The following is a 13,046-nucleotide window of genomic DNA, read 5'->3' as shown; positions in this document are numbered from 1 at the left end:
CCTCTTTTTACGATTTTAATGTTTACTTTCTCTCATTATAAAGAAAAAACAAGGCAAAAACTAGTTACATTTTTGTCTTGTTTTTCTTCTGATTATAGATTTTATTTGTTTGTTAGGATTTCAAGAGTTTCAAGCAAGTTATCTGCGTGAACTTCGATTGTATCCCCTGTCGCCTTGATCTTGACTTCTACGATACCATCAGCTGCTTTCTTCCCAACAGTGATACGGATTGGAAGACCAATCAAGTCGCTATCGCTGAATTTAACTCCGACACGTTCGTTACGGTCATCTGTCAAGACTTCGTAGCCTTTGTTGACCAAGGCTTCTTCGATACGATTAGTCAATTCAAGACTTGCTTCATCCTTGACATTAACTGGAATCAAGTGTACATCAAATGGTGCCAATTCTTTAGGGAAGTTGATTCCCCAAGCGTAACGGTATTCACCTTTTGGAGTTTTGTTAACAAAGAGGCGAGCGTGTTGCTCCATAACTGCTGAAAGGAGACGGCTGACACCGATACCGTAGCAGCCCATGATGATTGGCACGGCGCGACCATTTTCATCCAAGACATCTGCACCCATACTTGCTGAGTAACGAGTACCCAGTTTAAAGATGTGACCAATCTCGATACCACGCGCAAAGTTAAGAACACCTTGTCCGTCTGGAGAAATTTCTCCCTCACGAACTTCACGGATATCCACATACTCGGCAGTGAAGTCACGACCTGGGTTTACACCAGTCAAGTGGTAGCCATCTTCGTTGGCACCAACAACAGCATTGCGGCTATCTTGTACCTTGCGGTCTGCGATAATCTTGACATTTTCTGGAAGATCTACTGGGCCAAGTGAACCAAAGTCCGCTCCCAACAATTCTTTCACTTCTGCCTCAGTTGCAGGTTCCAAGAAATCTGCTCCAAGGTAGTTTTTCAATTTGACTTCATTGAGCTGGTCATTGCCGACAAGTAGTGCCACAACCGGCTCCTCATCTGCGATATAAACCAAGGTCTTGATTGTTTGCTCTTCAGAGACATTCAAGAAAGCGGCAACTTCATCAATCGATTTAACACCTGGTGTTTCCACGCGAGCCACTTCATCTTCAGTCACAACACGATTGCTTGGTTTGTACTCGTTGGTTGCCATTTCCAAGTTAGCTGCATAGCTTGATTCACTTGAGTAGGCAATGGTATCTTCACCAGAAACCATCCATTTCAGCAATTCTGCCTTGATTTCTTCTTGCACTTCTGAAGGAATTTCGTCAAATGATGCGACAGACTTATCTAAAACTACCCAACGGTCAAGGTCTGTACGAGCAGGTGTGATGGCCATAAACTCTTGGCTATCCTTACCACCCATGGCTCCACCATCACCGATGATGGCTTTGAAGTCCAAACCACTACGAGTGAAGATACGCTCATAGGCTGCCTTGTACTCATCATAAGTTACATCCAAGCTATCGTAGTTAGCGTGGAAGCTATAACCATCTTTCATGATGAACTCACGCGTACGAAGAAGTCCATTACGTGGACGTTTTTCATCACGATACTTAGGCTGGATTTGATACAAGTTCAAAGGTAATTGCTTGTAAGACTTGACAGAATCACGGACAATAGCTGTGAAGGTTTCTTCGTGAGTTGGACCCAAGATAAAGTCTGACTTCTCACGGTTTTTCAATTTGTACAAGTCCTCACCGTAAGTTTCATAACGACCAGATTCACGCCAAAGATCTGCACTAAGAAGGGCTGGAGCCAACATCTCAACAGCACCAATCTTGTCAAACTCTTGACGCATGATCTTCTTAGCTTTTTCGATAACACGGTTAGCAAGTGGTAGGTATGAGTAAACACCTGCTGATACTTGACGAACATAACCAGCACGCAACATAAGGGCGTGACTGATAACTTGAGCATCGCTTGGCATTTCGCGAAGCGTTGGGATAAGCATTTTACTTTGTTTCATAATGACTCCTCTATTTCTTAAAAGAAGGTACGCATGATGTCGTTCCATGTCACGGCGAGCATCAAAACGACCATAATGACAACTCCGACCAGAGTGACATAGGTTTCAATTTCTTGTTTTAGTGGTTTGCGGCGAATAGCCTCAATAATATTGAGCACGATTTTTCCACCATCGAGCGCAGGGATTGGAATCAGATTGAAAATTCCGATATTGATGGAAATCATAGCCAAGAAGTACAAGACATTTTCCAGTCCGTTCTTGGCAGCATCGCTACTTGCCTTAAAGATAGCAACAGGACCGCCTAGTTTATTCAAATCAGGTTGGAAAATCAAGCTTTTCAAAGCATTGAGAATTCGCAAGGCTGAATCAGCTGCAGTTGTAAATCCACCCATAAACATAGACCAGATATCTGATTTGAGCCTTGGCTGAACACCCAGTATATAACGACCTTGGCTTTCTTCAGGTGTCACACTCACTTGTTTTTCAGTTCCATTTTCAGAAACCGTCACATCCAAAACGGGCGCTGTTTTGTCCTTGGTTTCTGCATCGACCGCCTGAATCAAATCTGACCAGTTTGAAATCTCATAACTGCCGACTTTAGTGATTTGGGCCGTATTTTCAACACCAACCTTAGCCAAAGCGCTATCTGGAATAATACTGAAATTGTTCGTTTGCGTATCACGAACACCACCTTGCATGAAAATCAAAATCCAAAAGACGATAACTCCTAAGATAAAGTTATTCATAGGACCAGCAAAGTTGGTGATCAATTTGCCCCAGACAGTCGCATTTTGATATTGGACGTCTAGGGGAGCGATACGGACTTCCGTTCCATCAGCTTCCACAATGGTTGCATCATGGTCAACTGAGAAAGTCTTTTCCTCTTCCAAGACCAAGCCTCTAATAAAGAGTTTATCCTCAAAATCAAACTGAGTGACCTGCATGGGTAAAGCAGTCTGGTCAACCTTTTTCCCAGAGAGATTGATACGCTTGACCTTACCATCCGCTGCCAATGTTAGACTTGCAGGGGTTCCAGTCTTAATCTCTGTCGTATCTTCACCCCAACCTGCCATCCGAACGTAACCACCCAGTGGCAGGAGACGAATAGTATAAGCAGTCCCATCTTTTCCGATATGGGCAAAGATTTTGGGACCCATTCCAATGGCAAATTCACGCACGAGAATGCCAGACTTCTTGGCAAAGTAAAAATGTCCGAACTCGTGAACCACCACGATAATCCCAAAAACTAGGATAAATGTTAGTAATCCTATCATTTAATTTCTATTTACCTTTCCTTAAAATAAGCCAAAGAGGTGCATAATCGGGAAAACAGCCAGCATGCAATCAAAACGATCCAGTACCCCACCATGACCTGGGATAAACTTGCCTGAGTCTTTGACACCAAAGTGACGTTTCATAGCACTTTCGATCAAATCCCCCAACTGACCAGCTATACTAAAGAAAATAGCAAAGACCATCATTTTGTAAATCCCATAAGGTAAAGCAACGGTACTATCAACTAGCATAAAGATTAAGGTTACGAGCATAGCAGCCAAGATACCTCCCATAGCACCCTCTATGGTCTTGTTAGGGGAAACTCTCGGAGCTAGCTTTCTCTTACCAAACTTCATCCCTACCAGATAGGCGCCACTATCGGTTGCCCAGACCATACAAAGTCCCAAAAGCGCCTTATCCAAACCTGCAATACGAGCATCGACCAAAGCATTAAAGCCAAAGCCAACATAAAAACTCATGGCAATCGGAAAAACAGCATCCTCAATGGTATAGTTCTTGCTAAAAACTGTTGCTCCTAGCAAGATGAGAATCACGACACTATAAGCAACAACGTTCCCATCCACGGGCAAAAACTTCAGGTAGTTTTCCAAAGGAATAGTCAGAAAAAAGGTTGCTAGTAAAGTCAAGAGCCCTTCAGGCGTCATGGTATTTAACCCCTTCATACGAAGCAACTCATGTACTCCCAACATAGCTACAATCCCCATGGCAATCTGGAGCCATAAGCCGCCAATCGCCAAGATTGGGATAAAGATAGCCAAGGCCAAGATAGCAAAAAGGGTTCTCTTTTGTAAATCCTGTATCATAATATCTCCTAAACTCCTCCAAAACGACGGTTGCGACGATTGTACTCGATGATAGCTTCTTTCAAGGCTTCCTCATCAAAGTCAGGCCACAAGACATCCGTGAAATAGAGCTCGCTATAAGCAGCCTGCCATGGCAAGAAATTACTCAAACGAAGTTCACCACTGGTCCGAATAATCAAATCAGGATCCCGCAAAACTTTTGGCAAATGACCCGTAAAGAGGTATTCCCCAATCAATTCCTCTGTGATATCACCATGATTAATCTTAGCATCTAAAACATCCTGTGCAATCAACTTGACCGCTTGTGTAATCTCAGCTCGTCCACCATAATTAAGGGCAAAATTGAGAATCAAGCCTGTATTTAACTTGGTCAACTCCTCTGCCTTTTTCAAGGCATCAAAAGTCTGCTTCGGCAAACGATCAGTCTCCCCAATCATTTGAATCTTCATGTTCTTCTGATGCAATTCAGGAACAAACTTATCATAGAATTCAACTGGCAGGTTCATGATAAATTTGACTTCCTGATCTGGACGTGTCCAGTTTTCAGTTGAAAAGGCATAGACTGTCAAGGCTTTGACACCCATATCACTAGCAGCAATAGCTACCTTTCTCAAAGCATCCATCCCAGCCTTATGGCCAAAGACTCGTGGCTGCATCCGTTTTTTAGCCCAACGGCCATTCCCATCCATGATCACACCGATGTGGTCTGGCACCATTGTCGGGGTTTCTGTTGCTTTATCTTTTTTTAAAAATCCAAACATGATTGTATTCCTATTCAAAAATCTATCGTTTCATTATACCATATTTTTCACTTTTCTTCTATTATTGCCTATCATTCTACGGCGAAATTTCCCATATATCTCCTATATTTCCAGTATATCAAGCCTTGCAATTCATAAAGAAAGTTGATACAATAAAACCATAGAGATTCGATCCTTGTTCAGCCACAGGGATTTTTTATTGAAAGGATTTTATCATGTCAAAGACACTCCAACGTAAAAAACAATTGAGAAACAGCCTCCGTCGCTCAGGTGCATTTTCAAACACTGTAAACAAGGTTGTCGAAGAAACAAAAAAAGTTGTAAAACATGCTGAAAAAGCAGCAAGTGATGCAGGTAAAGCTGTCTCTAAAAAGGTTGAAAAAACTGTAGAAGCAACCAAAGAGCAAGCTCAAAAAGTTGCTACTTCTGTAGAAGATTTCGCAGCCAACCTAGGTGGACTTTCAGTTGACCGCGCTAAGACTTTCTACGATGAAGGTATCAAGTCTGCTGCTGACTTCAAAAACTGGACAGAAAAAGAACTCCTTGCCTTGAAAGGAATCGGTCCAGCTACTATCAAGAAATTAAAAGAAAACGGCATTAAGTTCAAGTAATCTTTCTTGTTCCTTGCTTTTCCGTCAAAAACTTGTTAAAATAAAGCCATTAGAGGTGTTTTGAGTCCCACATTTTACAGAAAGTGGCGGTGCTGAGAAGTCCACAAATGTGTCAAAACTGGTTGCTAATGGATGAAATTTAAAAATGAAATATAAATGTCTTTTTGTTTAAAAGACGAGAGATGCGGGCATCTGCCCGAAATTGGGTGGTACCGCGGATTAACACATTCGTCCCTGTCAGATTAATGACAGGGGCGATTTTTATTTTGCACCCCTAGCAAAGGAGGTTGTCATGAAACAATCTTTTAACACCAGTAAGCTCTACTATGGTTTTCCAATTTTCATCTTGGGATATCAGGACCAGAACTTTGGGCACAATATCACGACCTGCAGTTCCTCCTATAGCTTGGGAGATTGGCTCGTCATCGGTGTTGGTGCTGAGGAAAATGCAGCAGACCAGATTAAGCATTATCAGAAATTCACTGTGAACATCCCTGACGAAAACCTCATGCTTGAGATGGAGCAGGCTGGCTTTATCAGTCATCGGGAGAAATTGAAACACCTGGGGCTTGACTATGAGATTTCTGAACGAACTCAGGCACCGATTTTAGAGGCTTGTCCAGTTGTTTTGGATTGCCAGGTAGATCGGATTATCGAGGAAGATGGCATCTGCCATATCTTCGCCAAGATTCTCGAGCGACTAGCTGATCCAGAGCTCTTGGATGACAAGGGACATTTTAAAAATGACCGTTTTGCGCCGACTTACTTTATGGGGGACGGCCACCAGCGCGTTTATCGTTATCTAGATGACCGAGTCGATTCCATGGGAAGCTTTATTAAGAAAGCGAGGCAGAAGAATGACAAGAGCAGCATTACCTGAACGAACCGAAACGGAGCGACTGGTATTGCGAGCCCGAACAGTGGCGGATGTAGAGGATATCTTTGACTATGCCAGTCGTCCAGAAGTCTCTTACCCAGCAGGTTTTCCACCTGTCAAGACCTTGGAAGATGAGATTTATTACCTAGAACATATCCTTCCCGAGCGCAATCAAAAGGATAATCTCCCAGCAGGCTATGGAATTGTGATTAAAGGGACCGATACAATCATTGGTTCTGTCGATTTCCCCCATCGCCACGAAGATGATGTGCTAGAGATTGGCTATGCCTTGCACCCAGACTATTGGGGCCGCGGTTATGTTCCTGAAGCGGCGCGTGCCTTGATTGACCTAGCTTTTAATGAATTGGGTCTTCACAAGATTGAATTGTCTTGCTTTGGTTACAACCTTCAAAGTCAACGTGTCGCTGAGAAGCTTGGTTTCACCCTCGAAGCTCGCATAAGAGACCGCAAAGATGCCCAAGGCAATCGCTGTGATGATTTGAGATACGGATTGCTGAAGAGTGAGTGGGAGGCGGATTGATGCATGTTTTCATCATTGGAGCTCCAGCCTCAGGGAAAATGACCATTGGTCAGGAACTTTCAAAACTCACCGGTGCGACTCTCTTTTTCAACCATCAACCAATAGATTTCGCACTCGAAATCTATCAGGATTTTACGGAAGAAATGTGGGAATTTGTTCGTAGCGTTAACTTTTCTTTTCTTGGAATAAGCGCCAGGCATCATCGGTCGGTGATTTTAACAGGCGTAACTGATTTTTCAAATCAATACCATCTGATGTATTTGAAGGACATTCAAGATTTGTTAAATGAGTATCATCAAGAGATTCTTTTTGTTGAATTGGAAACAAGCCTTGAAGAGCGCTTACGTCGAAATCGGACGGAGAATCGGTTAAAGTATAAACCCTTGAAACGGTATTTTGAGGTATCTGAAAGAGAGATTTTAGAGACTGATAAAACGAATCAACTTAATTCTCAAAAGCAACCGAGTGCTCTTCACCACTACCTGAAAATTGATAATACGAATCTGTCTGCAGAAGAAGTCGCAAAGCAGATTCAAGAAAAAATGAAAACAATAGAGAAAGGACAAACACATGTCTAAAGAACTTTCACCTAAATACAATCCAGCCGAGGTTGAGGCTGGACGTTACCAAAAATGGCTTGACGAAGATGTTTTCAAGCCTTCAGGCGATCAAAAGGCTAAGCCTTATTCAATCGTGATTCCACCACCAAACGTGACTGGGAAACTTCACCTTGGTCACGCTTGGGATACGACTTTGCAAGATATCATCATCCGTCAAAAACGCATGCAAGGCTTTGATACGCTTTGGCTTCCAGGGATGGATCACGCGGGGATTGCGACTCAAGCTAAGGTTGAGGAGCGCTTGCGTGGTGAGGGCATTTCCCGCTATGACCTTGGTCGTGAAAAATTCCTCGATAAGGTTTGGGAATGGAAAGACGAATATGCCACTACTATCAAGGAACAATGGGGCAAGATGGGGCTCTCTGTAGACTACTCTCGTGAGCGTTTCACGCTTGACGAAGGTTTGTCAAAAGCGGTTCGCAAGGTCTTTGTGGACCTTTACAAGAAAGGTTGGATCTACCGTGGTGAATTTATCATCAACTGGGACCCAGCAGCTCGCACAGCCCTTTCTGATATCGAGGTGATCCACAAGGACGTCGAAGGTGCCTTCTACCACATGAACTACATGCTGGAAGACGGCTCACGCGCCCTTGAAGTGGCGACCACTCGTCCTGAGACTATGTTTGGAGACGTTGCCGTTGCGGTTAATCCAGAAGACCCACGCTACAAGGACTTGATCGGTAAAAACGTTATCCTTCCAATTGCTAATAAACTCATCCCGATCGTTGGAGACGAGCACGCAGATCCTGAATTTGGTACTGGTGTCGTGAAAATTACACCTGCCCACGATCCAAACGACTTCTTGGTTGGTCAACGCCACAACTTGCCGCAAGTCAACGTCATGAACGACGACGGAACTATGAATGACTTGGCCTTCGAATTCGCAGGTATGGACCGTTTTGAAGCTCGTAAGGCGGTCGTTGCTAAGTTGGAAGAAATCGGTGCCCTTGTTAAAATCGAAAAACGTGTCCACAGTGTTGGTCACTCAGAACGTACAGGTGTTGTGGTTGAACCACGCTTGTCAACGCAATGGTTCGTCAAGATGGACCAATTGGCTAAGAACGCTATTGCCAACCAAGACACAGAGGACAAGGTTGAATTCTACCCACCTCGTTTCAACGACACTTTCCTTCAATGGATGGAAAATGTCCACGACTGGGTAATCTCTCGTCAGCTCTGGTGGGGTCACCAAATCCCCGCTTGGTACAATGCTGAGGGTGAAATGTACGTCGGTGAAGAAGCTCCAGAAGGCGACGGATGGACTCAGGACGAAGATGTCTTGGACACTTGGTTCAGTTCTGCCCTTTGGCCATTCTCAACCATGGGCTGGCCTGATGTCGACTCAGCAGACTTCAAACGTTACTTCCCAACTTCAACCTTGGTAACAGGTTACGACATCATCTTCTTCTGGGTGTCTCGTATGATCTTCCAATCATTGGAATTCACTGGCCGTCAGCCATTCCAAAACGTTCTTATCCACGGTCTTATTCGTGACGAGCAAGGACGCAAGATGTCGAAATCCCTCGGTAACGGAATTGACCCGATGGATGTCATCGAGAAATACGGTGCCGATGCCCTTCGTTGGTTCCTTTCAAACGGTTCTGCACCAGGTCAAGACGTCCGCTTCTCTTACGAGAAAATGGATGCTTCATGGAACTTCATCAACAAGATCTGGAACATCTCTCGCTATATCCTTATGAACAATGAAGGCTTGACCCTTGAGCAAGCAACTGCCAATGTCGAAAAAGTTGCTAACAAGGAAGCTGGAAATGTCACAGACCGCTGGATTCTCCACAACCTCAATGAAACCATCGGAAAAGTCACTGAAAACTTTGATAAGTTTGAGTTTGGTGTGGCTGGTCACATCCTCTACAACTTCATCTGGGACGAGTTTGCGGACTGGTATGTTGAGTTGACCAAGGAAGTCCTCTATAGCGATAACGAAGAAGAGAAAGTCATCACACGTTCTGTTCTCCTTTACACTTTGGACAAGATCCTTCGTCTCCTTCACCCAATCATGCCATTTGTGACAGAGGAAATCTTTGGACAAATCTCAGAAGGCTCTATCGTCACAGCGGAATACCCAACTGTCAACCCAGCCTTTGAAGACCTTGCGGCCCACACAGGTGTCGAAAGCCTCAAAGACTTGATCCGTGCCGTTCGGAATGCGCGTGCGGAAGTAAACGTAGCACCAAGCAAGCCTATCACCATCCTTGTTAAGACAAGTGATAGCGACTTGGAAGCTTTCTTTAACAGCAATGTCAACTACATCAAACGCTTCACAAATCCAGAACACTTGGAAATCGCATCAACCATCCCTGCGCCTGAACTGGCTATGTCAAGTGTTATCACAGGAGCAGAAATCTACTTGCCATTGGCAGACCTCCTCAATGTCGAAGAAGAACTTGCTCGTCTCGACAAGGAACTCGCTAAATGGCAAAAAGAACTGGACATGGTCGGCAAGAAGCTCTCTAACGAACGCTTCGTAGCCAATGCCAAACCAGAAGTCGTCCAAAAAGAACGCGACAAACAAGCCGACTACCAAGCTAAATACGATGCGACAGTCGCACGTATTGATGAGATGAAGAAGTTGGTGAAATAAACACAGAAACACGGTGGTAAGCCGTGTTTTTTGGTATAATGAATGTGTTAAAAAGAATAGAAAAGAGAATGTCTATGCCAGAAGGCGTTACTTTATTTCAAGATACTTTGATCAAATCTTTAAAGTTTGGCTTTATTGATAATGTAAAATTTCAAGAAGGGGGATACTCTCCTCAAATTTTAATCAATGACCCAGAGTCTAAGCGTTATGTATTGAAGGATATTCAAGAAGAATTATCAAAATGCCAAGCCTTTTATATTTCTGTAGCATTTATTACTCAATCAGGGATTGCTCTGATAAAATCCCAATTATCTGATTTAATGGATAAAGGAATAAAAGGTAAAATTCTGATCTCTCCTTATCTTGATTTTAATGATCCAGTTGCAATGCAAGAATTACTCAAGTTAAAAAATGTTGAAGTTCGACTTACTCCAGAGAGTCTACAGATGCATGCTAAATTTTATCTTTTTGAGCATGAGGGGAAACAAGTTCTTATTTCTGGAAGTTCAAATTTAACTCATAATGCATTGAAGATCAATTACGAGTGGAATATAAAATTAACTTCAACTCACAACGGGGAGTTAATTCAAGCTACTAAAAAAGAATTCGAAAAAATTTGGAAAAAATCCGATATTTTAACAGTAGAGAAGATTGATTCTTATGCTAGAAAGCGTAAGAAAACAATTCTAGTGGAGCAGATTCGAGAAGAGGAGATAGCAGAATATCAGGTATCAAGCATTGAACCTAACAAGATGCAAAAAGAAGCATTGAAAGGTCTGCAGGCTATTCGCGATTCAGGGAAAAAGAAAGCTTTAGTTATCAGTGCTACAGGGACAGGGAAAACATATTTATCAGCTTTTGATGTTCAACAATTTGAACCGAAAAGAATGCTCTTTATTGTTCATAGGGAACAAATTCTCCAAAAATCTTTAAAGGATTTCCAAAAGGTTCTACAGTTCCCGGAATCAGAAGGTTTGATTTATCATTCTGGAGCAGATTTGACAAATAAGAAGTATATTTTTGCGACGATTCAAACATTATCCCGTGATTCACATTTGAATTTATTTACAGAAAATTATTTTGACTATATTTTAATCGATGAGGTTCATAAAGCTGGAGCTGATTCATACAAAAAAGTGATGGCGCATTTCAATCCAGAATTCTTTTTAGGAATGACTGCAACACCTGAGAGAACAGACGGGCAAAATATTTATGAACTATTTGATTATAATATCGCCTATGAAATTCGTCTACAGGATGCTCTTGATAATGACATGCTTTGCCCATTTATTTATTTTGGGGTAAAGGATATTGAGATAAATGGACATCTAATCGATGAAAAGACAAATATATCAAACTTAACATCTAACGAACGTGTTAAACATATTCTTCAAAAAATTGATTTTTATGGCGTAAGCGGAGAAAAAGTAAAAGGGTTGATATTCTGTTCCTCTAAACAGGAAGCACATGAGCTATCTTTAAAATTGAATCAACATGGAAAAGCTTGTCGAGCATTGACAGGCGATGATAATATTGAAACACGAAATGAGGTAGTTTCTCAACTCGAAAAGGGTCAACTAGACTATATTTTAACAGTGGATATTTTTAATGAAGGGATTGATATTCCTTCTGTCAACCAAGTGGTCATGTTAAGAAATACTCAATCTAGTATTGTTTTTGTTCAACAACTGGGACGTGGTCTTCGTAAACATGATAGTAAAGAATATGTCACGATCATTGATTTTATTGGTAATTATAAGAATAACTATCTAATTCCAATCGCTTTATTTGGTGATAAATCAATGAATAAAGATAATTACCGAAGAGAGCTAAGAGAGCCTAATATCTTAAATGGTCTAACAACTATCAATTTTGAAGAAGTGGCTAAAGAACAAATCTTTAGGTCTATTACTAATACATCCTTATCAAATATGAAAATATTACAGGAAGCATATAAAGACTTAGAAAATAAGTTAGGTCGTTCTCCTTTGCTGGTTGATTACTTAAACTATAACAGTATTGACCCCTTAGTTTTCTTTGAGAATACTCAGTTTAAAAATTACATTGATGTTATAAATAAATTCTCTAAAAATAATATCGTTTTATCTAAAAATGAAATTACTTGGTTAAATTTTTTGACTTTTGAGGTACTGACTGGCAAACGAAAACATGAATTAATTCTCTTATGTCATTTATTGAAAGACGGTAACATATCAAAAGAACATTTTATTTCTATTCTGAGAGATGAGAATTTACCGAATGATGCAAAAACTATTTCCTCGGTAGAGTCTGTTCTAAAATTAACTTTTTTAAAAGCACAAGAAATCAAGAAATTTGGAACCGACCCACTATTAATCTGTACTGATTTTGAATATATCTTGCAAGAGGAATTTGCCCAGTTATTAAAACGAGATGAGTTTAGGCATGCTGTGGAAGACATTATTCAAGCAGGATTGCTCAAATCTATAGAGTATCCATATATATTTACGATCGGTCAGAAATATTCTCGACGTGATGTTGCAAAACTGCTCAATTGGTCAAAAGACGAACCGCCATTAAATATTGGTGGTTACAAGATTGATAAAGCAACGAATACTTGTCCAATTTTTATCACATATCATAAGAATGATGAAATCAATGATACCATTAAGTACGAAGATGAACTTTTGAATGAGTCAACATTAAAATGGTTTTCTAAGAACAAGCGAACACTAGAATCTCCAGATGTAAAGGCTATTCTAAATTCACCAACTAATGGTTTAGATTTGAAATTATTTATAATTAAGGACGATGCAGAAGGAGGAGATTTTTACTATCTAGGAAATTTAAAACTAATTCCTTCGTCAGTCGAAGAAATGGTACGTCCATTAGAAAAAGGTGATGAAAGTATTGTAACTATGCAATTTAAACTTGATAGTCCGGTTTCCGACACTCTCTATCGTTATATTACAAACAAATAAGAACATGGTTTTATTCCATG

Annotated in this window: 10 protein-coding genes; 6 read left to right on the top strand and 4 right to left on the bottom strand. The window is 41.3% G+C overall.

Annotated elements, in window-relative coordinates; all coding sequences use genetic code 11:
• Positions 1–101: 101 nt before the first annotated feature.
• From AXE83_RS01435 to AXE83_RS01420, 4 genes are read right to left on the bottom strand one after another with little or no spacing between them, the layout of a single operon-like run.
• Positions 102–1,955 (bottom strand): proline--tRNA ligase, encoded by a 1,854-nt coding sequence (locus AXE83_RS01435; protein ID WP_049528423.1) that lies wholly within the window; start codon positions 1,953–1,955, stop codon positions 102–104.
• Between the two features lie 17 nt (positions 1,956–1,972).
• Positions 1,973–3,229, bottom strand: coding sequence for an RIP metalloprotease RseP (rseP, locus tag AXE83_RS01430; RefSeq protein ID WP_049502881.1), 1,257 nt, complete (start codon positions 3,227–3,229; stop codon positions 1,973–1,975).
• A 21-nt stretch (positions 3,230–3,250) separates the two neighbouring features.
• Complete coding sequence (locus tag AXE83_RS01425) at positions 3,251–4,054, bottom strand: phosphatidate cytidylyltransferase (protein WP_000613843.1); 804 nt, start codon at positions 4,052–4,054, stop codon at positions 3,251–3,253.
• Positions 4,055–4,062: 8 nt separating this feature from the next.
• The gene (locus AXE83_RS01420; RefSeq protein ID WP_049528428.1) at positions 4,063–4,815 is read right to left on the bottom strand and encodes an isoprenyl transferase; all 753 of its coding nucleotides are present in this window, start codon (positions 4,813–4,815) and stop codon (positions 4,063–4,065) included.
• Positions 4,816–5,030: 215 nt separating this feature from the next.
• On the opposite strand from AXE83_RS01420, the gene AXE83_RS01415 reads away from it, so the two are divergent.
• The 6 genes from AXE83_RS01415 to AXE83_RS01390 all read left to right on the top strand — a co-directional run bounded on the left by AXE83_RS01415 (position 5,031) and on the right by AXE83_RS01390 (position 13,026).
• Entirely contained in the window at positions 5,031–5,426 is a 396-nt protein-coding gene (locus tag AXE83_RS01415; RefSeq protein WP_049509840.1) for a helix-hairpin-helix domain-containing protein, read from the top strand.
• 292 nt (positions 5,427–5,718) lie between these two features.
• Entirely contained in the window at positions 5,719–6,306 is a 588-nt protein-coding gene (locus AXE83_RS01410) for a flavin reductase family protein (protein ID WP_049528432.1), read from the top strand.
• Positions 6,284–6,844: a GNAT family N-acetyltransferase gene (locus tag AXE83_RS01405; RefSeq protein WP_049528434.1), complete on the top strand. Its 561-nt coding sequence runs from the start codon at positions 6,284–6,286 to the stop codon at positions 6,842–6,844. Before AXE83_RS01410 ends, AXE83_RS01405 begins: the two co-directional genes overlap by 23 nt.
• Positions 6,844–7,422, top strand: coding sequence for an AAA family ATPase (locus tag AXE83_RS01400; RefSeq protein ID WP_060955146.1), 579 nt, complete (start codon positions 6,844–6,846; stop codon positions 7,420–7,422). The genes AXE83_RS01405 and AXE83_RS01400 overlap by 1 nt, the downstream gene beginning before the upstream one ends.
• The gene (locus AXE83_RS01395) at positions 7,415–10,066 is read left to right on the top strand and encodes a valine--tRNA ligase (protein WP_060955145.1); all 2,652 of its coding nucleotides are present in this window, start codon (positions 7,415–7,417) and stop codon (positions 10,064–10,066) included. The genes AXE83_RS01400 and AXE83_RS01395 overlap by 8 nt, the downstream gene beginning before the upstream one ends.
• A 74-nt stretch (positions 10,067–10,140) precedes the next feature.
• Complete coding sequence (locus AXE83_RS01390; protein WP_060955144.1) at positions 10,141–13,026, top strand: DUF3427 domain-containing protein; 2,886 nt, start codon at positions 10,141–10,143, stop codon at positions 13,024–13,026.
• The last annotated feature ends 20 nt before the right edge of the window (positions 13,027–13,046 follow it).

It is taken from the genome of Streptococcus sp. oral taxon 431, from assembly GCF_001553685.1.
Classification (GTDB): domain Bacteria; phylum Bacillota; class Bacilli; order Lactobacillales; family Streptococcaceae; genus Streptococcus.
Note: the sequence above shows the minus strand (reverse complement) of the source record. Positions and strands in the feature narration are given on the sequence as shown.